28 protein-coding genes are annotated in these 24796 nt (G+C 36.4%); 8 read left to right on the top strand and 20 right to left on the bottom strand.

Annotation, left to right across the window (positions count from 1 at the left end; genetic code table 11):
• Positions 1 to 278: 278 nt before the first annotated feature.
• The 8 genes from ACFWDE_RS11885 to dnaE all read right to left on the bottom strand — a co-directional run bounded on the left by ACFWDE_RS11885 (position 279) and on the right by dnaE (position 11151).
• A complete protein-coding gene (locus tag ACFWDE_RS11885; RefSeq protein ID WP_377892500.1) occupies positions 279 to 668 on the bottom strand; it encodes an FxsA family protein in 390 nt (129 codons plus the stop codon).
• A 232-nt stretch (positions 669 to 900) separates the two neighbouring features.
• Positions 901 to 2658: a pyruvate kinase gene (gene pyk, locus ACFWDE_RS11890; RefSeq protein ID WP_377892501.1), complete on the bottom strand. Its 1758-nt coding sequence runs from the start codon at positions 2656 to 2658 to the stop codon at positions 901 to 903.
• Between the two features lie 54 nt (positions 2659 to 2712).
• The gene (gene pfkA / locus ACFWDE_RS11895) at positions 2713 to 3672 is read right to left on the bottom strand and encodes a 6-phosphofructokinase (RefSeq protein ID WP_002034288.1); all 960 of its coding nucleotides are present in this window, start codon (positions 3670 to 3672) and stop codon (positions 2713 to 2715) included.
• Positions 3673 to 3800: 128 nt separating this feature from the next.
• Positions 3801 to 4775 carry an acetyl-CoA carboxylase carboxyl transferase subunit alpha gene (gene accA / locus ACFWDE_RS11900; RefSeq protein WP_000818787.1) on the bottom strand — a complete coding sequence of 325 codons (975 nt, stop codon included), beginning with the start codon at positions 4773 to 4775 and terminating at the stop codon, positions 3801 to 3803.
• Entirely contained in the window at positions 4763 to 5632 is an 870-nt protein-coding gene (gene accD, locus ACFWDE_RS11905; protein WP_002015500.1) for an acetyl-CoA carboxylase, carboxyltransferase subunit beta, read from the bottom strand. The genes accA and accD overlap by 13 nt, the downstream gene beginning before the upstream one ends.
• 185 nt (positions 5633 to 5817) lie before the next feature.
• On the bottom strand, positions 5818 to 6462 hold the full coding sequence (locus ACFWDE_RS11910) for a FadR/GntR family transcriptional regulator (protein WP_002145425.1): 645 nt from the start codon (positions 6460 to 6462) through the stop codon (positions 5818 to 5820).
• Between the two features lie 14 nt (positions 6463 to 6476).
• Positions 6477 to 7685: an NADP-dependent malic enzyme gene (gene ystJ / locus ACFWDE_RS11915; protein ID WP_179117546.1), complete on the bottom strand. Its 1209-nt coding sequence runs from the start codon at positions 7683 to 7685 to the stop codon at positions 6477 to 6479.
• Between the two features lie 133 nt (positions 7686 to 7818).
• On the bottom strand, positions 7819 to 11151 hold the full coding sequence (gene dnaE / locus ACFWDE_RS11920; RefSeq protein WP_377892503.1) for a DNA polymerase III subunit alpha: 3333 nt from the start codon (positions 11149 to 11151) through the stop codon (positions 7819 to 7821).
• Positions 11152 to 11193: 42 nt separating this feature from the next.
• On the opposite strand from dnaE, the gene ACFWDE_RS11925 reads away from it, so the two are divergent.
• Together ACFWDE_RS11925 and ytrI are read left to right on the top strand one after the other, a co-directional pair.
• Entirely contained in the window at positions 11194 to 11607 is a 414-nt protein-coding gene (locus ACFWDE_RS11925) for a YtrH family sporulation protein (protein ID WP_377892504.1), read from the top strand.
• Positions 11604 to 12107 (top strand): sporulation membrane protein YtrI, encoded by a 504-nt coding sequence (ytrI, locus tag ACFWDE_RS11930; protein WP_377892505.1) that lies wholly within the window; start codon positions 11604 to 11606, stop codon positions 12105 to 12107. Before ACFWDE_RS11925 ends, ytrI begins: the two co-directional genes overlap by 4 nt.
• Positions 12108 to 12158: 51 nt before the next feature.
• On the opposite strand, the gene ACFWDE_RS11935 is transcribed toward ytrI, so the two are convergent.
• Positions 12159 to 13091, bottom strand: a complete 933-nt coding sequence (locus ACFWDE_RS11935) for a DHH family phosphoesterase (protein WP_002199190.1) — start codon at positions 13089 to 13091, stop codon at positions 12159 to 12161.
• 315 nt (positions 13092 to 13406) lie between these two features.
• Here ACFWDE_RS11935 and ACFWDE_RS11940 point away from each other — a divergent pair, with 315 nt between their 5' ends.
• Entirely contained in the window at positions 13407 to 13712 is a 306-nt protein-coding gene (locus ACFWDE_RS11940) for a YtpI family protein (RefSeq protein WP_002088950.1), read from the top strand.
• Positions 13713 to 13720: 8 nt separating this feature from the next.
• Here the strand turns inward: ACFWDE_RS11940 and ACFWDE_RS11945 are convergent, their stop codons facing one another.
• Both ACFWDE_RS11945 and ACFWDE_RS11950 read right to left on the bottom strand, forming a co-directional pair.
• A complete protein-coding gene (locus tag ACFWDE_RS11945; RefSeq protein WP_070145094.1) occupies positions 13721 to 13984 on the bottom strand; it encodes a DUF3949 domain-containing protein in 264 nt (87 codons plus the stop codon).
• A gap of 231 nt (positions 13985 to 14215) precedes the next feature.
• The gene (locus ACFWDE_RS11950; RefSeq protein WP_000201581.1) at positions 14216 to 15529 is read right to left on the bottom strand and encodes a DRTGG domain-containing protein; all 1314 of its coding nucleotides are present in this window, start codon (positions 15527 to 15529) and stop codon (positions 14216 to 14218) included.
• Positions 15530 to 15773: 244 nt separating this feature from the next.
• On the opposite strand from ACFWDE_RS11950, the gene ACFWDE_RS11955 reads away from it, so the two are divergent.
• Positions 15774 to 15935, top strand: coding sequence for a hypothetical protein (locus ACFWDE_RS11955; protein ID WP_377892508.1), 162 nt, complete (start codon positions 15774 to 15776; stop codon positions 15933 to 15935).
• Between the two features lie 40 nt (positions 15936 to 15975).
• Here ACFWDE_RS11955 and ACFWDE_RS11960 read toward each other — a convergent pair whose 3' ends face one another.
• The gene (locus tag ACFWDE_RS11960; protein WP_377892587.1) at positions 15976 to 16659 is read right to left on the bottom strand and encodes a metal-dependent hydrolase; all 684 of its coding nucleotides are present in this window, start codon (positions 16657 to 16659) and stop codon (positions 15976 to 15978) included.
• A gap of 149 nt (positions 16660 to 16808) precedes the next feature.
• Here ACFWDE_RS11960 and pepQ point away from each other — a divergent pair, with 149 nt between their 5' ends.
• Complete coding sequence (pepQ, locus tag ACFWDE_RS11965) at positions 16809 to 17906, top strand: Xaa-Pro dipeptidase (protein WP_002112217.1); 1098 nt, start codon at positions 16809 to 16811, stop codon at positions 17904 to 17906.
• A 30-nt stretch (positions 17907 to 17936) separates the two neighbouring features.
• Here the strand turns inward: pepQ and ACFWDE_RS11970 are convergent, their stop codons facing one another.
• Positions 17937 to 18311: a DUF3221 domain-containing protein gene (locus ACFWDE_RS11970; RefSeq protein WP_377892510.1), complete on the bottom strand. Its 375-nt coding sequence runs from the start codon at positions 18309 to 18311 to the stop codon at positions 17937 to 17939.
• Between the two features lie 105 nt (positions 18312 to 18416).
• Between ACFWDE_RS11970 and ACFWDE_RS11975 the strand changes: the two genes are divergently transcribed.
• Complete coding sequence (locus tag ACFWDE_RS11975; RefSeq protein WP_377892512.1) at positions 18417 to 19244, top strand: DUF2785 domain-containing protein; 828 nt, start codon at positions 18417 to 18419, stop codon at positions 19242 to 19244.
• Between the two features lie 13 nt (positions 19245 to 19257).
• On the opposite strand, the gene ACFWDE_RS11980 is transcribed toward ACFWDE_RS11975, so the two are convergent.
• From ACFWDE_RS11980 to ACFWDE_RS12005, 6 genes are all read right to left on the bottom strand, one after another.
• Positions 19258 to 19464, bottom strand: a complete 207-nt coding sequence (locus ACFWDE_RS11980) for a hypothetical protein (RefSeq protein WP_377892514.1) — start codon at positions 19462 to 19464, stop codon at positions 19258 to 19260.
• A 63-nt stretch (positions 19465 to 19527) separates the two neighbouring features.
• A complete protein-coding gene (locus ACFWDE_RS11985) occupies positions 19528 to 20541 on the bottom strand; it encodes an anti sigma factor C-terminal domain-containing protein (protein WP_377892516.1) in 1014 nt (337 codons plus the stop codon).
• A complete protein-coding gene (locus tag ACFWDE_RS11990) occupies positions 20522 to 21031 on the bottom strand; it encodes an RNA polymerase sigma factor (protein ID WP_377892518.1) in 510 nt (169 codons plus the stop codon). Before ACFWDE_RS11990 ends, ACFWDE_RS11985 begins: the two co-directional genes overlap by 20 nt.
• A 121-nt stretch (positions 21032 to 21152) precedes the next feature.
• The gene (locus ACFWDE_RS11995) at positions 21153 to 21497 is read right to left on the bottom strand and encodes a DUF6176 family protein (protein ID WP_377892519.1); all 345 of its coding nucleotides are present in this window, start codon (positions 21495 to 21497) and stop codon (positions 21153 to 21155) included.
• Positions 21498 to 21499: 2 nt separating this feature from the next.
• Positions 21500 to 22294, bottom strand: a complete 795-nt coding sequence (locus ACFWDE_RS12000; RefSeq protein WP_377892521.1) for a GNAT family N-acetyltransferase — start codon at positions 22292 to 22294, stop codon at positions 21500 to 21502.
• Positions 22291 to 22623 (bottom strand): cupin domain-containing protein, encoded by a 333-nt coding sequence (locus tag ACFWDE_RS12005; RefSeq protein WP_377892523.1) that lies wholly within the window; start codon positions 22621 to 22623, stop codon positions 22291 to 22293. The genes ACFWDE_RS12000 and ACFWDE_RS12005 overlap by 4 nt, the downstream gene beginning before the upstream one ends.
• Positions 22624 to 22766: 143 nt before the next feature.
• On the opposite strand from ACFWDE_RS12005, the gene ACFWDE_RS12010 reads away from it, so the two are divergent.
• The gene (locus ACFWDE_RS12010) at positions 22767 to 23030 is read left to right on the top strand and encodes a helix-turn-helix transcriptional regulator (protein WP_002003636.1); all 264 of its coding nucleotides are present in this window, start codon (positions 22767 to 22769) and stop codon (positions 23028 to 23030) included.
• Complete coding sequence (locus ACFWDE_RS12015) at positions 23027 to 23452, top strand: hypothetical protein (protein ID WP_377892525.1); 426 nt, start codon at positions 23027 to 23029, stop codon at positions 23450 to 23452. The genes ACFWDE_RS12010 and ACFWDE_RS12015 overlap by 4 nt, the downstream gene beginning before the upstream one ends.
• Before the next feature lie 51 nt (positions 23453 to 23503).
• On the opposite strand, the gene ald is transcribed toward ACFWDE_RS12015, so the two are convergent.
• Positions 23504 to 24637 (bottom strand): alanine dehydrogenase, encoded by a 1134-nt coding sequence (gene ald / locus ACFWDE_RS12020; protein ID WP_377892526.1) that lies wholly within the window; start codon positions 24635 to 24637, stop codon positions 23504 to 23506.
• Positions 24638 to 24796: the final 159 nt, after the last annotated feature.

Genomic DNA, 24796 nt, shown 5'->3' on the forward strand with positions numbered 1-24796 from the left:
ATATAATTATTACTTACATTTATTACTTTTTATGTAAATGAATAAATATACAAAACAAGGTAGATGAACCCTTTAATCAGTAATTTCTCTTCTCCTATCTAACTTCTGCTCACTAGTCGAATCTTACTACAAGCAAGAACACCACCATAATATAACACTTTAAATTCACAAGAACCCTCTTTATCCTATCGTTTAATAACTAACAATAATCCCCCAGCTAACAATTGACCATAAATAGCAAACAAAAAAATAACGCGTAGATCGCTATAATCTACGCGTTATTTCTGAACAATAATAGTAGTTCTCTTTCTAAATTTCCAATCAATCCACTTCATAACAACCGGCTTCAATAAAGCCCTCGTTACAGGAACAACAAAGATAAAACCTATTATATCCGTCACATATCCAGGCAGTACTAAAAGAATACCTCCTACGAATATAAAAATACCATCTAGAACCGTATCACCCGGCATTTCTCCTCTATTTAACCTAAATTGAATCTCTCTAAGTACTTTAAACCCTTGTCGTTTCGCCAAATATACACCCACAATACCCGTACATACAATCATAGCGAACGTAGACCATAAACCTATTACATGACTCGATCCTATCAATACCGTAATCTCAATCGCCGGTATTACAATAAGTAAGAATAGCAACCACTTCACAGCTCCACACTCCTTCATATTTCATTCAAAAGGTTTGAAAGCATCACCCTTGCAAAACCCCTTATAAGCCCCTTAAAACACTCATACAAGCTTTACAAAGTACAGATAACCCTCTTCCACTAAATATTATAACAAACGTTTTTCAAAGCGATTTCAGGTGCTTAAAGCTATCTCTATCCTTTTTTGTGTAAAAAAAAGAGAAGGACTCCGATCCTTCTCTCCGTATTACTTCTTATAGCACTTCCGCATGTCCATTATAAACAATTCCGCGTGCTGCATCAACTGTTACTTCTTGGCCACTTTTTAAAGTTGTTGTTACGCCGTTTACACCAACGATAACAGGAATACCGATTGATACACCTACAACAGCTGCATGACTTGTTAGACCGCCTTCTTCTACAACTAGAGCAGCAGCTTTTTCAATTGCAGGAATCATATCTTTATCAGTGCTTGTTGTAACAAGGATATCACCTTTGTTTACGTTCGCTACAGCTTCAGCAGCTGTTTTCGCTACAACTACTTTACCTTTTGCAGCTTTACGACCGATTCCTTGTCCTTTAGCAACTTCTTCACCAACAACGTGGATTTTCATTAAGTTTGTTGTACCAGTTTCAGCAACTGGAACACCAGCAGTGATTACTACAGTATCTCCAAGTCCGATTAGACCCGCATCCATACCTGTTTGAATTGCTGTATCTAACATTTCGTCAGTAGAAGCTGCACGTTTCCCAGCCATAAACGCTTGTACACCCCAAACAAGTGCAAGACGACGTCCTACTTGCTCGTCAGATGTTACAGCTACGATTGGAGATTTCGGACGGTATTTAGAGATCATTTTCGCAGTATGTCCACTTTCTGTTGGAGCTACGATTGCAGCTACATCAAGAGCAAGTGCTGTGTGCGCAACAGATTGGCTAATTGCATCTGTAATTGTTGGAGTGAACTCTTTAATACGTTTTTTGAACATATCTTCATATTGTAATGATTTTTCAACACGTACCGCAATGTTAGCCATCATTGTTACAGCTTCTACAGGGTATTGACCCGCAGCAGTTTCACCTGAAAGCATGATTGCATCTGTTCCATCAAAGATTGCGTTTGCTACGTCACTTGCTTCCGCACGAGTTGGACGTGGGTTACGTTGCATAGAATCTAACATTTGTGTTGCAGTAATAACTGGTTTGCCTAATACGTTACATTTTTTGATTAGACGTTTTTGTACTAATGGTACTTCTTCTGGTGGAATTTCTACACCCATATCACCACGAGCAACCATTAAACCGTCAGAAACTTCTAAGATTGAATCGATGTTGTCGATACCTTCTTGGTTTTCGATTTTTGGTACGATTTGGATGTATCGAGCGTTATGCCCTTCTAATAATTCACGAATTTCTAATACGTCAGATGCTTTACGTACGAAAGATGCTGCGATGAAATCAACTTTTTGCTCGATACCGAAAACGATATCTTGTACGTCTTTTTCAGTGATACCAGGAAGCTTAATGCTTACGTTCGGTACGTTAACACCTTTTTTATTTTTTACAGTTCCGCTGTTTAATACTTTTGTACGGATGTTTCCGTCAGCTTTCTCGATTACTTCTAGTTCGATAAGACCGTCATCGATTAGAATACGAGAACCTGGATTAACATCATCATAAAGACCAGCATAAGATACAGAGAACTTCTCTGCAGTTCCTAATACTTGTTCAGTTGAAAGAATTACTTCTGCACCTGTTACAAGCTCAGCTTGTCCGTCTACGAAGTCATGTGTACGGATTTCTGGACCTTTTGTATCAAGTAAGATACCAACTGTTTTACCAGTTTTCTTTGAAGCTTCACGAATATTTTTAATACGAGCTCCATGCTCTTCATGGCTACCATGAGAGAAGTTTAAACGAGCAACGTTCATACCCGCTTCCATTAATTGCTCTAATTTCTCAATACTTTCACTAGCAGGACCTATAGTACATACAATTTTAGTTTTACGCATATTGCACCTCCGAAAAATTATGAAACCGTTCCCAAATACAAGGCATTAAGCCAATTAGATAGATAATTCTTTAGATAATTGATACATATCTTTATCGATTGTATGCTTTTGAGCTAACGCTTCGATAATGTCATGATCAACAAGTTTATTATTTTGAATACCAACACAACGTCCGCCATTACCAGCAATTAATAATTCAACTGCTCTTGCGCCAAGACGACTAGCTAATACACGGTCTTGTGCACTTGGTGATCCACCACGTTGTACGTGACCTAATACAGTTACACGAGTATCAAAGCTTGTTGCTTCTTCAATGTGCTTACCGATGTCAATTGCACTTCCAACACCTTCAGCTACAACGATAATACTGTGCTTTTTGCCACGTTCACTACCGCGTTTCAGACGAGCGATAACATCTTCCATGTCATACTTCTCTTCTGGAATTAAGATAGTTTCTGCACCATCAGCTAAACCAGCCCATAATGCGATATCTCCAGCGTGACGTCCCATTACTTCGATAACATATGTACGTTCATGAGATGTAGCTGTATCACGGATTTTATCAATTGCATCAATAACAGTATTTAAAGCTGTATCGAAACCAATTGTGAAGTCTGTTCCAGGGATATCATTGTCGATTGTACCTGGTACACCTACACATGGGAATCCTTGCTCAGTTAATTTTTTTGCGCCTTGGTAAGAACCATCTCCACCAATAACAACAAGTCCTTCAATACCATGTTTCTTTAATTGCTCGATTCCTTTTAGTCGTACTTCTGGGTCTTTAAACTCAGGACATCTTGCTGTATATAATTTTGTACCACCACGGTGGATAATATCGCCAACAGAACCAAGTTCTAATTTTTCAATATGACCAGAAATTAAACCAGCGTATCCATGGTAAATACCATATACTTCAATATCATGGAAAATCGCTTTACGAACAACTGCACGAATGGCAGCATTCATACCAGGTGAATCTCCACCACTTGTTAATACACCAATACGTTTCATTTGTACTCACCTCATAAAGATTATTTGCCTTATAATAAAATAACACGAAAAAATACAAAAACACAATGGAGAAGATGTGTCTTTTCATAATAAAAACGTGCATTCGCGAAGAGGAACGCACGCTTTTATTATTTTATCCCAATGGAAGCGTTTGAAAACGAAACTTGCCCAATTTTCATATATTTTTCATAACGTTTTTCGATTAATTCATCTTTCGAAATTCCGCTTAATTGTTCAAAAGTTTTCTTAAGCATTAAATCTATATTTTCTGATTGTTTCAAAACATTACGATGCGCTCCGCCTTTTGCCTCTGGAATAATTTCGTCAATTACACCTAATTCTTTCAAATCTAATGCTGTAATCTTCATCGCTTCTGCAGCTTCTTTTGCTTTACCAGCATCTTTCCAAAGAATCGCCGCCGCACCTTCTGGTGTAATGACAGAATAAGTGGAATTTTCTAGCATATGAATGTAATCTCCTACTCCAAGACCTAACGCACCACCGCTACCACCTTCACCGATAACGATACAAATAACAGGTACAGTTAAACCCGCCATTTCAAATAAATTACGGGCAATTGCCTCACTTTGTCCACGTTCTTCAGCTGCTTTACCAGGATAAGCTCCCTTCGTATCGATGAAACAAATAATGGGACGATTAAACTTTTCCGCTTGTTTCATTAGACGCAGTGCTTTTCGATATCCTTCTGGATGAGGCATCCCAAAATTACGACGAATATTTTCTTTCGTATCTTTTCCGCGTTGGTGCCCAATTACAGTTACAGGCATCCCCTTATATTTCGCAATGCCGCCGACAATCGCTGCATCGTCGCCAAATAGGCGATCTCCATGACATTCAAAAAAATTAGTAAATAAGTGCTCAATATAATCGAGCGTTGTCGGTCGTTCTGCATGACGAGCAATTTGAACACGGTCCCATACTTTCATATTGCCGTATATATCTTCCTCTAGTTTTTCTAGCTTGTCCTCCAAAATACGAATCTCCTCACTGAAGTCCATCTGGCTGTTTTTCGTATAGTCTTTCAGTTCACGAATCTTATTTCTTAGCTCAACAACTGGTTTCTCAAATTCTAGCTCTGCCATACAGCCATTTCCCCTCCTTGATGAACCTCTAAAATCTTACGGAGTGATTCTCTCATATCATCACGATGCACCACCGCATCTAATTGACCGTGCTCTAGTAAAAATTCTGCCGTTTGGAAATCTTCCGGCAGTTTTTCACGCACTGTTTGTTCAATTACGCGTCTACCAGCAAATCCGATAAGTGCACCTGGCTCTGCAAGATTGTAATCACCAAGTGAAGCAAAACTCGCTGAAACCCCGCCCGTCGTTGGGTGAGTCATAACAGAAATAAATAACCCTCCTGCATTACTATGCTTTTTCAAAGCTACGCTTGTTTTCGCCATTTGCATTAAACTTAATATCCCTTCTTGCATACGAGCACCACCCGACGCAGTAAAGATAATAAATGGAACTTGTAAGTCGTATGCCTTTTCAACCGCACGGGCAATTTTCTCTCCTACAACAGAGCCCATGCTGCCCATTCGAAAACGAGAATCCATTACTGCAACAACAACAAGCATGTCATCAATTGTTCCTTCACCAGTTACAACCGCTTCATTCAATTTAGTCTTCTTACGATCGTTTTCTAGTTTCTCTTCATATCCCGGAAACTCAAGTGGATTTAGTGAAACCATCTCTTTGTCATACTCACGAAATGAACCTTCGTCCAATATACTATCAAGGCGTTCCCATGCATTCATCGGATGATGATATCCACAATTCACGCATACTTTTAAATTTTTAAGAAGCTCTTTCGTATACATGATTTTTTTACATTTCGGACATTTTGTCATAACGCCATCTGGTACATCTTTTCGTACTTGTTCTGAAGGTATTGCAGCGTACTTTTTCTTTTTCACGAATAAATCTCTTAGCACAATTTGACCCCCTTCGTTGAGAGCTAAGGTTAGCGTAAGAAGAAAATGGGGCTAACACCAATGTTTGATGTTAGCCTTATCTTCTCAATCTGTCTAATAACCTCTCTCTTTACGTTTAACTTTAACCGCTATGCGGTAGAATGTTTGTCATAACGTGTCATGGTCATTTCGACAAATTTTATACATTACGAGTGAAACTGTATATTCTCTACTAATTCATCGTAAATTTTTAACGCATCATTTTCTTGTTTCACTTCCAAAGTAACATAAAGCTTTCTATAGATTTCGATAGAATCTCCTGAAACTTCACAAGAAAGAGTTGCAACGTAATCATTTACGATCATCCAAATGCGATAGAGTAAATAATTATCGAATTGTTCAATAAGTGTTTTAAAGAACGTTTGATGAAGCACCGGAATTGAGCTTTCATTTTCTTCAAGCACTTGGTGTAATTTACTTAGTACTTTAGAAAACGTTTCTTTCGGTAAATTACATACAAGTCGAATCATATCTTTCTCAAGCAATCGTTTTGTTTGTAATAAATCCCGAATTGTTTTCTCATCTTGCAGCAAGAACGGAGCAATTAATTGTACAAGACCGTTATCGTAAAAGTTTCGAATAAACGTCCCCTCACCACGTCTCGTTTCAATTAATCCTACCAGTTCTAACGCACGTAATGCTTCTCTTACAGAGGAACGTCCAGCATTTAAGCGTGAACTTAACTCACGCTCAGACGGCAAACGATCCCCTGCTACTAAACAATCCTCTTCCATAATGGATCGGATTTTTTTTACAATTTCGAGATATACTTTTGTATTTGATGATGTCAATGGAAATTCCTCGCTTATTCTTTACCAATCAGCGCTAATTGTTTTGTTTTCTCAGCGACTTCATTTGGATCTACTTGACGGCGAGCTACTCCTGTCTCCATTGCTGCTTTCGCAACGTAAGCCGCTACTTGAGGCGCTACACGCGCGTCAAATGGCGCTGGAATGATATGGTCTGCATTCAACTCATCCTCTGATACAAGCTCTGCAATGGCTTGTACAGCTGCCATCTTCATTTCTTCATTAATTTGTGTCGCATGTACATCAAGTGCACCGCGGAAAATACCTGGGAACGCTAGTACATTATTTACTTGGTTCGGGAAGTCCGAACGACCTGTTCCAACAACAGCTGCGCCCGCTGCTTTTGCCAATTCTGGCATAATTTCTGGAACCGGATTCGCCATTGCAAAAATAATTGCATCGTCATTCATCGTACGAACCATCTCTTCATTTAATGCACCTGCTGCAGATACACCAATGAATACGTCCGCACCTTGTAAAACGTCAGCTAAAGAACCTTCGATACGATTCTTATTTGTATATTTTGCAACTTCATCCTTCACCGGATTCATACCGACAGGACGACCTTCATAGATTGCACCTTTACGGTCACACATAATAACGTCACGTACACCATAGCGATATAACAGTTTAATGATTGCAATACCTGCTGCACCTGCACCATTTGCGACAACTTTAATGTCAGACATTTTCTTTCCAACTAACTTCAGCGCGTTCACAAGGCCTGCTACTGTTACGATAGCTGTTCCGTGTTGATCATCATGGAATATTGGAATGTTTGTCTCTTTTTTCAAACGTTCTTCAATAACGAAGCAGTTTGGTGCTGCGATATCTTCTAAGTTTACACCGCCAAAAGTTGGCTCCATTAACTTTACAGTTTCAACAATTTTATCTACATCGTTTGTATTTAAGGCAATCGGGAATGCATCTACACCAGCAAAGCTCTTGAATAATACAGCTTTACCTTCCATTACTGGAAGAGATGCTTCAGGTCCAATGTTACCAAGACCAAGTACAGCCGTTCCATCTGTCACAACTGCTACCATATTTCCCTTCATTGTATATTCATATACCTTACTTTTATCGTCATAAATTTCTTTACAAGGCTCTGCAACCCCTGGAGAATATGCAAGACTTAAATCTTTTGCATTTTCTACTTTTACTTTTGATACAGTTTCTAATTTTCCTTGATGCACTTTATGCATGTGAAGTGCTTCTTCACGAAGTGTTGACAAACTATCCACTCTCCTCAAATTATGCTTGCTGATATCAATTTCTCCAAGTGGTCTGACCACGAACACTACTACTATAATAATCGAAGTGTAGGGAAATTGTCCATTATATTTTCACAACGACATTTTCGTCACCGACAATTTCACGAAGTGCTCCTAGACATTCTTCACTTGGATGAATCGATAAACTTCGAGATAATTGTACCATTTTATGTTCCTTTTCATAATAAATTAGTACTTTCGTAAAACCTGAATAATCAAACAATATTTTCGTAACTTGATTTACAAGCTTTTTTTCATATTGAGACGGCAATTTCACGTAAACAGATGCTTCTTTCATTCCTTCATAAACATCCATTTCTTCTAGCGGATAGAGTCCATTCACGATCCATTGCAACTTATGATTTCTTTGCTCAATCGTACCATCAACTAAAACAATTTCCCCTTCTTGTAACCTGTGTGAAAAATGTATATACGTTTCTGGAAAAATGACGGCTTCCATTTCATCATTTTGATCACAGAATGTAATAAACGCCATCTTTTGCAACTTTTTCGTACGAATAACTTTCACACTTGTTATATATACGATTGCTCTTTGTACTTTTTTCTTATGTCGCATCGCCTGAGCAAGAGATGGGATTTCTAATTCTTTTCCTAACTCCGCATACTGCGCTGTCGGATAGCTAGATAAATAAAAACCGAGTGCTTCCTTCTCCTTATTTAACTGTTCAATAAAGGATAGCTCTTCTCCTTGTACATATTTTGATTTCGGAACAGCATCCCCTAAATCAAAGTCACGTGCAAGATTTGCATACTCTAACGCTCCTTTAAGACTTTTCCATAACGTCGTCCTCGAAACACCAAAATCGTCAAAACATCCAGACCAGACAAACGCTTCTAAATTTCGCTCTGTTACAAATTTTGATGGCATACGAAGACAAAATTCAAATAAATCTTCGAACATTTTTTTCTCTCGTTCTTCGAGTAGCGCAGTCACGGTAGCCATTCCGATATTCCGAATCGAAAGTAAACTATATCGAATCGCATTCCCTTCTATTTGGAAGTTGTAACCACTTCTCTGAAGAGACGGCGGTAAAACGTGAAAACCTTTCCGCTTCGTTTCTCGTACATACTGCACAATCTTATCTTCATTTCCAATTGCGCTTGATAATAACGCAGTCATAAATTCCAGCGTATAATTCGCTTTTAAATATGCAAGCTGGTACCCAATCATACTGTAAGCTACAGCGTGACTTCGGTTAAAACCGTAATTTGCAAATCTTACAATTAAATCGTAAATTTGTTCTGAAGATGTCTCATCGTATCCGTTTTCCAAACAACCTTGAACAAAGTGCTTGCGTTCTTGATCTAAAATATCACGATTCTTTTTACTCACAGCACGGCGCAGTAAATCCGCTTCTCCAAGCGAAAATCCAGCTAACTTCGATGCGATTTGCATTATTTGTTCTTGGTATACGATTACGCCGTATGTTCGTTCTAAAATAGGCTTTAAGTCCTGATGTAAATATTCAATTCGTCTTTCCCCATGCTTCGATTCAATAAAGGTTGGAATTTGTTCCATCGGTCCTGGTCTGTATAAAGAGTTAACAGCAACTATGTCTTCAAATTCATTTGGTTTTAACCCGCGAAGTACATTTCGCATACCACCTGATTCAAGCTGGAATACACCTGTTGTATCCCCTCTTCCTAACAATTGAAACGTCTTTTCATCTTGAAGAGGTAAATTTCTTATATCAATTTGTTTCCCAGTTTTTTTAACAATAAACTTTATAATATTTTCAAGTAACGTTAAATTACGTAAGCCTAAAAAGTCCATCTTGAGCAATCCAAGTTCTTCTAGTGCATCAGCTGGATATTGCGTAACATAAACATCGTTATGCCCTTCTTGAATCGCTATACTTCCCGTTAACGGTTCTTGGCTCATTATAACGCCAGCTGCATGAATAGACGTATGACGCGGTAATCCCTCTACACGTTTTGCAATTTCAAACACACGCTCATGCAAAAGATTCCCTTGTATAAACTCACGGAGCGATTGCGATTCCTCATATGCATCTTTTAACGTTATACCAAGCTTTGATGGGATAAGTTTTGAAAATATGTCGATATCTCTTGGCGGGAGCCCCATTACACGAGCAATGTCTCTAATTGCGGCTTTCGCTGCAAGAGTTCCGAACGTTACAATTTGAGCAACACGAAGCTGACCATATTTATCTTTCACATATCGAATCATCTCATCACGTCTTATATCTGGAAAATCAATATCAATATCTGGAAGTGTCACACGTTCAGGGTTTAAAAACCTTTCAAATAATAAGTCATATTCAATTGGATCAATATCTGTAATTTCCAATACGTAAGAAACGAGTGAACCCGCTGCCGATCCACGGCCTGGCCCAGTTAAAATCTGATTTTCATGTGCATATTTCATAAAGTCCCATACGATGAGGAAATAATCACTAAATCCCATACGAGAAATCACATGTAATTCATGATTCAAACGCTGTATATGCACTTCTTTCGGCGTACCATATCGTTTACTTAAGCCTTCTTCACAAACACGACGCAAATACGTATCATTCGTCTCGTTAGATGGAACAGGAAACTTCGGTAGTTGATTTACATGGAAAGGAATTTCTACTTGGCAACGTTCCGCGATTGTTATTGTATTTTGAATCGCTTCCTCAGCATGAGAAAATAGTGCTTCCATTTCATCCGATGACTTTAAATAATACTGATCCGTTTTCATTCTCGGCCTATCTGGATCAGTCATTTTCGTTCCGCCTTCAACAGATAATAAACATTCATGAACAAGTGCGTCACTTTGATTAATATAGCGAACATCATTTGTTGCAACGACTGGAACGTTTACCTTATTAATAAATTCAGGCAGTTTTTCTTGTAAAAGCAGTTCATCTTGAATCGCATGATGCTGCAAACTTATATAAAAATTGCTGAACATATTTTGATACGTATGGGCTACGTCTTCAGCCTGACTCTCTTTGTCTTCTAATAATAGCTGTTCAATCTCTCCGTCTTTCCCTGGTGAAATTGCAATTAATCCTTTCGCATAATGAGCAAGCCACTTCTTCGGGATACCTTCTTTTGACTTCGTCATAATGCTGCTAGAAATCTTTAATAAATTTTGATAGCCTATTTCATTCTCAGCAAGTAATACGAGTGGATAAGACCTTTCTTCTTCTTCACTAAAAATAGAAGCTGTTAAGCCGATAATAGGCTGTATACCATTTTTTTTGCATGCTTTATAAAACGGAATAACTCCATACATAACATTTTCATCTGTAATGGCCAGCGATGAAAATCCAAGCTCTTTCGCCCGAATGACAAGCTCATCGATTTTACAAGCACTTTTTAATAAACTAAAAACGGTTTGACATTGTAAATGCACAAACTTCACTGTTGTACCCTCTCTTTACCTATGTGACTACTTTTATTATAGGTGATGAGGAAAGCGGAAATCAAAACATACTTCTCAGACTTTGTCCATATATATGAAGAAGAAAGGGGAATGACGATGGATGTAAGAGAACATACTTTTTTCTCTCTGCTTATTATTAGTTACTTTATTGCCTTTGGAGTTATACTTGGTGGTTCATTAATTGGCGGATTTGGTGCATTTCTCGTCGGAAAACCAGCTCTAACTTATATTAATCAATTTGCCCAAAATTTAAGAATTTGGGCACTCGTTGCAGCAATTGGCGGAACGTTCGATACCTTTTATAGCTTTGAAAGAAGCTTCTTTGGCGGAGATATGAAAGATATCGTAAAACAAATTCTCCTTATTTTTTTTGCAACTGGCGGTATGCAAACTGGTCTTATTATTATTAAATGGCTTACACAGGAACATGTATGAGAGTACCCAGTGCCAATACAGCCAAAAGGTGGTATTTAGTTTTAGCTGGCGCTGCTGTTGGAGGAGTGTTGAGCTGGTTTGTTTTTTTGTACATATACGGTGTTTTTCAAGAAGAACAAGCTAGTAAAATAGCAGAACAAAAAGAAATTATCGAAAAACAAGAAGCAAAACTCCACGTCCTTCTCGAAGACCAAGAGAAATTGAACACAGAAAATAAACGACTCTTAACAATTCAAGAAATCAAAATAAAAATTATAAATCGAAAAAAATATGATTTAGACAATCTTACACTTGAAAACATGATCACTTCTATCCATAATGATCTCCAGCATCTTTTAACGAAAAACATTCAAAGCATCGCAAAAAATAAAGACCTGCTCAAAAAAGTCATCGAAAATAAAACGTACAAACATTACGATCGTATATACCGCTTTAAAGTAGACACAGTCTCTTTTGATACCGTACTTGAAATTAGTATTGATATAGAGAAAGAAAAATAAAGAAGGAGGGCTTCAGCGCCTCTCCTTCTCTTTCATTCAACATACAACTTCTTATTTACACAGCTCACGTAAATCAGCAAAAAGACGATCCGCTTCTTCCCAAGAAGATGCTTTTGCACCAGAAGCCATCGGATGTCCTCCGCCATTATATTGCATTGCTAATTTATTAATAACTGGTCCTTTTGAGCGAAGACGAACACGAATAACATCATCTTCCTCTAAAAATAGAACCCATGCCTTTAATCCATCAATATTACCAAGCGCCCCGACAACACCAGATGCTTCAGTAGAAAGTACATCAAACTCTTCTAGTACCTCTTTCGTTAATTTAATGTATGCTGCGCCTTCTTCTACCATCGTGAAATTTTGTAAAATATAACCGTTTAAACGAGCAATCTTTTCTTTTGTCTTATACATTTCATTGTATAAATCTGTGAATTTCACGTCCATATCAACAAGCTCACTTACGTAACGAAGTGTTTTCGCTGTTGTATTTGGGAATAAGAAACGACCTGTATCACCGACAATACCCGCTAAAATAAGGCGAGCTGCTTCCTTTGATATCGTTAATCCTTTATCTTTTCCATAACTGTAAAACTCATAAATCATTTCACTTGTAGAACTAGCTGTCGTATCCACCCACGTAATATCTCCGTACGGGTCTTCATTCGGATGATGATCAATTTTAATTACCATCTTTCCTTTTGCATAACGTTGATCACAAACACGCTCTTGATTTGCTGTATCACAAACGATAACAAGTGCATCTTCATATACACTATCTTCAATATCATCCATTACTCGTAAAAACGCTAAAGAAGGCTCGTTGTACCCAACCATATAAATATTTTTCTCTGGAAACGATTCTTGCAGAATTGTACCAAGTCCGCACTGAGAACCTAACGCATCTGGATCCGGACGTACATGACGATGAATAATAATTGTATCAAACTCTTTAATTGCTCCTAAAATTTGTTCATGCATATGTATAATCTCCTTTTTATTCAACTTCTTCATTTTATCCCGCATTAACGTGTAGTAAGACTCCCACCTCAAAAGTATTAAAAACAATGGGGCAAAATTAATTTGGAGCCCGGATGCACGTAAAAGCCCGATTGGTGAGGGCTAATAATTAGTACGTGGGATCTCCCCACACTAATTAAAGTTTCACTTTATCCCCCATTATAACGGAAAACATTTCATACATGCGAACAATTGCTTTATAATAAAAATTAGAAAGTTTAGATTTTTCTTTTTTCTAAATCGTTATTTTTATACCAATCAATGGGAGCGTGTATTATGCCTGTATTCGTCTTTTGTATTATCATCTCATTTGTGTTGTACCTCTTCTACAAAACAAAATTCTTTCGTACAAACCGTCCAATGGAGAAAGGTTGGCTCTCAGGAAAATCCGCAATGGCACTCGGCTTATTCGTCCTATTCTTTGGGATAAACCAATTCTTTTTAGAACTTTCAACTGCACGCATTATCGTTGGTGTTTTGTTTATTTTACTTGGCAGTGCGAGTACATTTAATGGATTCCGCCAATATAAACACTTTCTACCATTAGCAGTCAAAGAAGCCGAATCTTATAAAACAACGTAAAAAAAGCATCAATATTGTGATGCTTTTTTACGTCCCTTAACTTTCAAAATCATATATGCAACAAACGCAGATGGTATATTAAAGAGGTTACCTTGCACGTGAAAATGTAATTGTTCTTCTTCAAAAGACATCTGTTTGTATAATTCTTGCTGAGATAATCCTGTTCTTTTCTTTTTTTCATTTAATCCTTGTAAGTATAAGTATTGAATTGGTATCATCACAAGGAAATAAAAGAGTGCGATACCACCAAAAAAGAGTAATTCTGATGACATGTTGTATCCTCCTTCCGACATCCATTATCTTACAATATAATTATAACATAGTATACATTCTAAATGAATTAACATTCCATTTTTTCTAATTATTCAATTATCTATCCTTATATATATATCCTGCTACTCCTTTGCTTTCCCACTAAAACTCCCCCACACCTTTAGTAATAACTTTAAAACCCAATAAAACAAAGAAAGATGGAACAAATCAAAGCGATTTGTTCCATCTTTTTATTTATCGATCAGTTGCACCATTAACAATGCTTTCCCGACAACATTACCTTCATGATGCACTTCTACATCTACCTTACCAAATTTACGCCCAATTTCTAATACTTTCGGATGAACCGATACAACATTATCAATTTGAACCGGCTTTACGAAATAAATTGTTAAGTTCTCAACAATTGAATCGCTCTTCTTCTGCGCACGAATGACGCGGTTTGTTGCTTCTGTCACAATTGTTGTGAATACACCGTAAGATAACGTCCCGATTGAATTCGTCATTTGTGGTGTCACTGAAAATTGATATAAATGCTCATTTTTTGCTTCTTTCGGCGTCATAAATTGATTCGTTACAATGTCATCAATCGTTTCACCAACTTGTGGTTGACGCTGAATCATCTGCAAGGCCTGAAGTACATCTTGACGACTAATGATACCTTGCAATTTATTTCCATCCTCCACAACAGGAAGTAATTCAATACCTTCCCACACCATCATACGTGCTGCAGCTGCGACAGACATTTTTCCATTTACCGTAATAGGGTGTTTCGTCATCACTTTATCAATCGGTGTATCTTTCGCAACACCAATCATATCTTTCGAAGTTACGATACCTAACACCTTTTTATTTTCATCCACAATTGGATAGCGTCCATGCATCGTCTCTTCATTGTACTCATGCCATTTCTGCACTATGTCACTAGGCTTTAAATATAGTGTTTCTTCAATTGGTGTTAAAATATCTTCAACTAGTACAATTTCTTTCTTAATAAGTTGATCATAAATTGCACGGTTAATTAACGTTGCGACCGTAAATGTATCATAACTACTCGAAATAATTGGCAATTTCAATTCATCTGCTAACTTTTTCACATGCTCTTCTGTATCAAATCCACCTGTAATTAATACAGCAGCCCCTGTTTCTAATGCTAATTGATGTGCGTTCGTACGGTTACCGATAATAAGTAAGTTCCCCGCTTCTGTATAGCGCATCATCGCTTCTAATTTCATAGCCCCAATAACGAATTTATTTAACGTTTTATGTAGTCCTTCTCTGCCCCCAAGTACCTGGCCATCGACAATGTTAACGACTTCTGCATATGTCAGTTTTTCGATATTCTCTTTCTTCTTTTGCTCAATTCGAATTGTTCCGACACGTTCAATTGTACTAACATACCCTTTATTTTCTGCATCTTTAATTGCACGGTAAGCTGTCCCTTCACTTACACTTAAATCTTTCGCAATTTGCCGCACAGAAATTTTATGCCCTACTGGCAGGCTATTAATATGTTCTAAAATTTGATTATGTTTGGTAGCCAAATGGTTTCACCATACTTTCTTTTCCCTAAATTCTTCATGTGTTGTATTCTCAGTATACTATATTTTCAAAACTGTTACACTCTCTCTATATATATCTGTACTATTTTTTTTATAACAAAATAACCCTTACATTCCACCAGTCACTCTATTACAACACTGTAATGCTGTTGTCATCTCGTTCGATAGTTTGTCCACTCGATTCCATATACAATTAAGACAAGAAATGAAACAAAGGAGCGAATACATGATGAAAAAAATTTTAGAGGTTGTAGGTGCTGTATTTTTAGCTTTCGTAGATGGAAAAAAAGTTGCAATGGAGTTGAATGAAACACCCGAACAGCCACTTCCAAAAAGAAAAGAATCACCTAAACAAATACAGACTTTAAAAACTGTACTACACACATAAAAAACCCTTCACTTGTCGTTTCAAATGAAGGATTTCTCTTTTATAGTGTAATACTTTCTCCAGCTTCTAATACTTTCCCTGTACAATTTTGTAGCTTTTCTACAAATTGATATGGATCTTGTTCAATAACTGGGAACGTATTGTAATGCATCGGTACAACCGTTTTCGCACCAATCCATTTTGCTGCTAACACAGCATCTTCTGGCCCCATTGTGAAATTATCACCAATTGGTAAAAATGCTACATCAATATTATTAAGTTCTCCAATTAACTTCATATCAGAGAACAGTGCAGTATCTCCTGCATGATATACCGTTTTCTCTTCTGCTGTAAACAAAATACCAGCTGGCATACCTGTATATGTAATCGTCTTATTTTCTTCATCAATATAACTAGAGCCGTGGAATGCTTGGGTAAATTTCACTTTTCCAAAGTCAAATTCATGCGAACCTCCAATATGCATTGGATGTGTATTTACACCTTGCCAACTTAAAAATGTCGCTAATTCAAATGGCGCTACAACAACCGCATTATTTTTCTTTGCTAACGCTACTGTATCGCCGACATGATCACCGTGTCCGTGCGATAAAATAATCGCATCAACTTTTACATCTTCAGCCTTTAAATCTGTTTTCGGATTTCCTGTTAAAAACGGATCAATTAAAATAACTTTTCCATTCGTTTCAATCTTTACAACTGAATGCCCGTGATAAGATACTTCCATCATTACATTCCTCCCCTATTCACATTCTCACTTTTTATTCTACATGATTTCTTAATTCCCTGTCTTTTCTAACATCTATTTACTTGTCATAACGCTTTCATCCGATGTAAAGTTATATCTGTAATTAAATATCTCGGGGGTGCCAATCGATGAATGCTAGATTAGAAAATTTAATGCAATGGCTAAAAGAAAAAAACGTAGAAGCTGCGTTCTTAACTTCTACACCAAACGTTTTCTACATGACGAACTTCCACTGCGAACCACATGAAAGACTACTTGGTATGTTTGTATTCCAAGAAAAAGAACCTATTTTAATTTGTCCTAAAATGGAAGAAGGCCAAGCGCGTAACGCTGGCTGGGCACATGAAATTATCGGATTTACTGATACGGACAAACCATGGGATATGATTGCAAAAGCAATTAAAGATCGTGGTATTGATGCAAATGCAGTTGCAATTGAAAAAGAACATTTAAACGTAGAGCGCTACGAAGAATTAACAAAATTATTCCCAAATGCAGCTTTCAAATCAGCTGAAGAGAAAGTTCGCGAGCTTCGCTTAATTAAAGACGAAAAAGAACTTTCTATTTTACGTGAAGCAGCTAAAATGGCAGACTATGCTGTTGAAGTTGGTATAAATGCAATTAAAGAAAATCGCAGCGAGCTAGAAGTATTAGCAATTATTGAGCATGAATTAAAAACAAAAGGCATCCATAAAATGTCATTTGATACGATGGTATTGGCAGGTGCAAACTCTGCTCTTCCACACGGTATTCCAGGCGCAAACAAAATGAAACGCGGCGATTTCGTACTATTTGATTTAGGTGTAATCATTGAAGGTTATTGCTCTGACATTACACGTACAGTAGCATTTGGTGATATTTCTGAAGAACAAACTCGCATTTACAACACTGTACTTGCTGGACAACTACAAGCAGTTGAAGCATGTAAACCAGGTGTTACATTTGGTGCAATTGACAACGCTGCTCGCTCTGTTATCGCAGATGCAGGTTACGGAGACTTCTTCCCACACCGCCTTGGTCACGGACTTGGAATTAGCGTACACGAATACCCAGATGTAAAAGAAGGCAACGAGTCTCTATTAAGAGAAGGTATGGTCTTCACAATCGAACCAGGTATTTACGTACCAAACGTAGGCGGCGTTCGTATTGAAGATGATATTTACATCACAAAAGACGGATCAGAAATCTTAACGAAGTTCCCGAAAGAATTACAATTTGTGAAATAAGAAAAAGGCAGCGTGATTGCTGCCTTTTTCTTATTTCTCTACTATTTCAAATTGCTCTACAATCATTTTTGCTGGATAACTTTCAAGTATTTTAGAAGACCATACTTTTATTTTATCCCCTGTTTTTAATTGATTATATGCGTCTTTATCCTTAAAGCTCAACACTATATTTGATGGATGCTCTTTATTCATTTGTTGTTCCATATCATTTTGCAACTCTACTTTTGTTTCAAACGTTTTATCACCGACAAAAAACACCGTGTCATTTCTTAGTATTACATACCCTTCTTTAGGTTCTTCTTTTAACCCTACTTGCTCTACAGGTTTCGTAGTACAGGCTGATAATATTATTAGAAACACACCTAAAAATAAAATACTAATGAAGAAGAACATGGCTTTCGCCATAACACTTCCTCCCACATCGAGTCATTCAAAAGAAATTATTTCTTGTCTATTTCTTCCACACATTATACTATCAATATGCAGAATTTTCTAAAATAGGAGGTTTATATGTTGCAACAACAGTTAGAAGAAATTCGTAATAATAATTACATAATCAACAACACACTTCATATTGATTCATTAAGTTCAAGTATGCTTCAACATATCGGCGTTACCGATAGCTATTTAAGAGACAAACTCATTTACTCTACTTTTTATCATCTAATCAAGAAGGACTATATTTCACACACCCACTTACAAAAACTATTATCAGAAAGCATCAGTGAAAACTATTTATTCTATAAAATTCATGCAAATGACGATGACGCTGTATTTACCCGTGCATTTACAACATTATTAATCGCCCTCATTATAGATGCGGATACAAATCATAATTTCTTATCACAGACTGATATTTCAAATGTAAAAGATAAATTAATTCTATATATGAACAAAGAGCATGACTTACGAGGCTATGTGCAAGACCATGGCTGGGCACATAGTGTCGCTCATGCTTCCGATACATTTGAAGCGCTTGTTAATAATCCTAAACTAGGAGCTTCACATTACGAAGAAATACTAACAACTTTATTAAATAAAGTTTGTGTCCATTCCATCTATTACAAGTATGAAGAAGATGAACGTATCGTTTGTCCAATTGTCGTAATGCTGCAAAATGGCCTAGCGGAAGAAGTACTCATATTAGCCCTTCGTGATTTAGTAGCTCAATTACAAATCCAAAAATCAATACTGCATATTGAATCATACGAATTTCTATACGGAAATATAAAATCTTTCTTACGCAGCTTATTTTTCAGATTACGTACAATGTCTATATGTAAAGAAACTGAATGCGAAATTGAAAAATTACTACAGGGGCTCCGCCAATATTATTAAAAAAGAAGGCTCTTTAAAAAGTGCCTTCTTCTATTTCACTAATATTAATTTGAAATTTCACGATCCAAACTGAGAAAAGGTGGACAAGAAGTGCAAACACCATACATGCTCCGCTTAAAAAAGTTAATATAGGATGCGAATACACGTGCCTTAAACCATAGGATATTAGCACGAAAAACATTGTTATGTAAATATAAATTGCTCCATGTATTTGCCTCATATAAACCTCCTTTTCCCATATTATAACATAAATTTTCTGATTATTCACATTAATTAATTGTAATCAATATTTCTCAACTGTTACACCTCTAACAGCCGCCTTAATATATGGCACACCTTGTAAACTTTGTAAATCCTCTGTTTTTCCAGTTACGACTACACCGTATATTGGTAAGTCTTTTGGTTTGGTGTTTTTTATTTCTTTATAATATTGTTCAAAATAATCACTTGGTATACCTTCACTATTTTTTGCTAAATACTTCATTTGGTACAGAAACTCTTTTGAATTTATTGTTAAATCGTTTTTCACATCTTCTTTTGCCTTTGCATAACTTCCTGCAAACCCAAAAACATTACTAGCCATTTCAGCATTTAGTATTGCACCACTTTTAGGATCTTTTAACCCTACATAAGAATCGCTTTTCTTTTCATTGTATGTATCTACCCAAAACCAAACTGTTTGTATATCTTTTGGAAGCATCTCAACAATTTGTTCAGTTGAATATGGTTTATCAAAAGATAGGGCCACTTCTGCAACCTTATTTTGCAACTCCCCGATATTTTTCAGATCATCTACATAATTTTTATAAGTAACAAAAGGTAGATAAAATCTCATCTCCCTTTGCATTGTTTGTACATTATAATCTGGTATCGCAATAGCCTCTTCATCCCTTTTCTCCTCATCTAAACTAACAAGTTCACCATTATAGTGCTTCATACTATAATCCCAGATACCTGATTCGTATATATCATTTATCCATTTTACTGGTTGACCGGCTATATTTTTATAAGAATTATATATTACCGTACTTCCTGTCACACCGAGACTTAAATACATGCTCCCACTGAAACGAATATTAGGGCCTTGAACCTTATGTAGTGCATTCATTTCTCTTTCCATTTTTCTAAACGTTTGTTGAGAAAAATACGTTGCTCCCAAAAACAGACCTACTATAACAATCATGGACGCACAAATAGAAATAAGCCAGTTTCGCCAAAACTGCTTCCTCTTCGCTCTCTTCATCAAAGTCTTCATCTGCTTATCATCCATATTCAAATCAAAGTCCTTCCGACTCATCATTTCTCCTCCTATACAATTTTTTAAATTGATTTCTTGCACGGTACAAACTTGTTTTTACTGTGTCTTCTTTCATACTTAATAAAATGGCAATTTCCTTATAAGATAGTTCATATTCATATTTCAACAGTAAAATATGACGATAATCCTCCGTCATCGTCTCCAATATTTCTTGTACTTCTCCTTGCAACTCACTTGTTAAAAGCACTTCATCTAATGACTTTTGACCAATAAGAACGACCGATTCAATTGCGATTGGGTTTAGTCTTTTTTCTTTTCGGTGTAAATCTCGGTGCTGATTGATTGCAACTCTAAATAGCCACGGTGTTAAATGCTCTAACGGTATTTCCTCCATAAGCAATAAAGCTTTATACAACGTATCTTGCACAATATCTTCCGCTTCTTTTCTATCTGCTCCAATCTTAATTAAGTATCCAAACACAGCTTTTGACTTCTCTATTAATAACGATTCAAACGTATCATGACTCATTCTGCTCTCCCTTCTATATACTCAACGTTTGAGAGCATAAGATGTATACAGCTTTTCTAAAAAAATTCCATAATAATAAGCACATCCATTTTGATGTGCTCCTCTCAAAAATACTATTCTATTATTTCATCGCTTCCTTCACAACATCTTGAATCATAACGACTTCTGTTTTCATATCAACAGACGGCGCTTCCTCATCAATACATTCATACCAAAACTCCAAATGCCTTTTATCAATTTCATGATGAGAATTTCCGACAAGAGTCCCGCCTTCTCCTTGCACAGAATACCAATATAAGTACTCTTCTCCATCTCTTATTTCCCGGAAAATTGTCTCTACATACATCTTTTCGTCGTTTAATGTCAAAAGCACTTCTTTCATATTGTCATTAAGAAGCTGCATCCATTCATCTACACGATGACTTTTACCTTGTTTCACTTTAAATCTCGTTAACTCCACATTCATTTTTATTCCCCCGTTCTCTTACGTACAAACAAACTATATTCTATTGGATTATAAAAACTTAATTTACTAGCTAATTTTTGCGAAGGAATATTGTCTACATTACAATCCCAGCACGGTGTAATATCGTTTTGCATGCAATGTTCAATGAAATGTGTTGCGACAGCTTGGGCTAACCCTTTCCCTTGATGCGCTTCATGCGTTGCAATATCAATTTCAGCAAAACTATGCCCTCTAAATATTGAGACGCATTCAGCTATAATTATCCCATCTTGTTCTATACAAAATCCAAAGCCGTTATTTAAAAACACTTCTTTTGATCCCCAATATTCTTTGTAATAATCCTCTGTAAATTCATTACTTCGTTCTATATCACTTTTATCAATACGTTTAATTTCATATGTATTTTTGTTTAATTCTATTTTTCTATCTTCAAAAACTTCTCTTTGAAATTGAAATGTCCTTCGTGGGATGTTCCGAAATGCATTACTAAAGTACTCTTCAATCATCATTTCCCACTCTTCACTCGAAGTGAACAGTGTAAATCGTTTCTCTGTTTTTTCAATGACTGTTTTTATATACGAAAATAAATCTTCGTTATAACTTTGGTCTTGAGTGTCACCAAACAAATAATAAATACCATTAGTGGTGACGATTAGTCCTGCTGTTAACTTCTCATTTATAAAAATCTCACCATTTATGTTTTGATCACAAACTGCATACGCAAAAGTTGTTGTTCGTTGATTCTCTTCTAAAAGTGAACTTACTTTATCGTATTCTTCAATCTGTAACCTTCTCATACGACCTCCACAATTACTGTATCCGCCTCTACATTTTCAAAACAAAGATTTACCGTTCTCTTCAACGCTCTCGTTCTATGAATTGTACATGCTGGAATTAAAATTGAATCATTTGGCTTTAAAACTGCTGTCTCTCTATCTTGAAAATCGATAAGTAATTCTCCCTCTAACACAATGAATAATTCATCCGAATTAGAATGGTAGTGCCAATCATATTCACCAGTAAATACGGCGATTCGTAAGCAATGATTATTTATATTTGAAACGACGAAGTTTTTATGTTGAGTTTTAATATCTTTTGTTAATTCTAATAGATTTACTGTTTCCATAGTTCTCCACACCCAATCTCCTCTATCGACTTTCATTTTCCGTTTAATTCCAAATTATCACAAAAACATACATTGTAACAAGCAATATCTTTCGTAAAGTTTTGTTTACTTTTTGTAAAGTTTTATTTACTTATTCCCTAAAAATGGATATAATAAATGTAACAAATTTACAAAAAGGAGACTTTGTATATTTGATTAAAAATAAAGTGAAACAATTCCGCGTCGTTAGAGACATCACTCAAGAGCAATTAGCTTCCTCTGTTCAAATCACTAGACAATCCCTCATCGCTATCGAGAAGAATAAATACAACCCAAGTTTAGAATTAGCGTTGAAATTATGTGAGTTTTTCAACTGTAAAGTGGAAGATTTATTTCAATTAGATAAAACTGGGGAGGAAAAAGAATGAAAAATACTTTTAATCAAGAATTCTTTTCAAATCTTACCATTTTAGTGTTAGGATCGATTTTTCTTTATTTCAATAGTAGTGATGAAGAAAAGATTCGTTCTGTCCTTCTATTCGCTTGCGTATACATACTCTTAGCCTCGGTACTATTTGTAGTGAAACGAATATTCTTTAAGAAAAAAAAGAAAGAGTCCGAGGAATACCCATTACCTGAGATAGATGAACGAATTGAGAAAATGAATTTAAAGCTTATGGCCCAAATTTTCGGTCTCTCTCATTTAATCGGCTCTGCTATACTATTTATTTTATATATCACCAACGAAAATTCGACGATACGAGTAGAGTATGCCCTGTATTACTTGTTTGGAATTCTTTTCTTCACAATGATGTTCGGCTTGAAAATTGTGAAGAAATTAGATAATTAGTTTAAACAAAAAGACCCTTCCTACAAAGGAAAGGTCTTTATTTTATTTCTATTATGATAAAGCAGGAGCTTTTTCAAGAAGATCTTTTGCATCAGCGTATTGTAAGCCGTGCGCTTCTGCAACTGCTTCGAATGTTACATATCCATCTAATGTGTTAATACCTTTTAATAATGCAGAGTTGCCTAGGCAAGCTTCTTTATAGCCTTTGTTAGCAATTTGTACTGCATATGGTACTGTTACGTTTGTTAATGCAAGAGTTGATGTACGTGGAACCGCACCTGGCATATTTGCAACTGCATAATGAACAACACCATGTTTTTCGTAAGTTGGGTTATCATGAGTTGTAATACGGTCAGTTGTTTCGAAAATACCACCTTGGTCAATCGCAATATCTACAACGACAGAACCTGTTTCCATTGATTGAATCATTTCTTCTGTTACAAGTTTTGGCGCTTTTGCACCTGGGATTAATACCGCACCGATTACAAGATCAGATTCTCTTACAGCTTCTGCAATGTTGTACGGGTTAGACATTAACGTTTTTACTTGGTTTCCAAAAATATCATCTAATTGACGAAGACGTTCTGCACTTAAGTCGATGATTGTTACATCTGCACCTAAACCTACTGCAATTTTCGCTGCGTTTGTACCAGCTTGACCACCGCCGATAATTGTTACTTTGCCGCGTTTAACCCCTGGAACACCTGCAAGTAAAATACCTTTTCCGCCTTTGTTTTTCTCAAGGAACTGTGCACCGATTTGCGCAGACATACGACCTGCAACTTCACTCATTGGTGCAAGTAATGGTAAAGAACGATTGTCTAATTGTACTGTTTCATATGCAATTGATACCACTTTGTTATCAATTAATGCTTTTGTTAATTCTGGCTCTGGAGCTAAGTGTAAGTATGTGAATAAGATTAAACCTTCGCGGAAATAACCGTATTCACTTTCAACTGGCTCTTTTACCTTCATAACCATATCTTGATTCCATGCTTCTTCAGCAGTTTCAACAAGTTTCGCACCAGCTTGTACGTATTCTTCATCTGTAAAGCCTGATCCTACACCTGATCCTTTTTGAACAAAAACTTCATGACCATTTTGTACTAAATGTACAGCTCCCGCTGGCGTCATTGCCACACGGTTTTCATTGTTTTTAATTTCTGTTGGAATACCGATACGCATTATTAGTTCCCCCTTGAGTTATGAAATGACCCCTGAATCATTTTTTAAAGCGCTTTCTACGCTCTTATATTCTAACATAATATCTCAATATTTGACAAAAAATAATACAAGTTTTCCGATAGATTTAATCTTACATTAAAGGACAGTATTATCCGTACC

The sequence above is a fragment of the Bacillus sp. NPDC060175 genome, from assembly GCF_042728695.1.
GTDB lineage: Bacteria > Bacillota > Bacilli > Bacillales > Bacillaceae_G > Bacillus_A.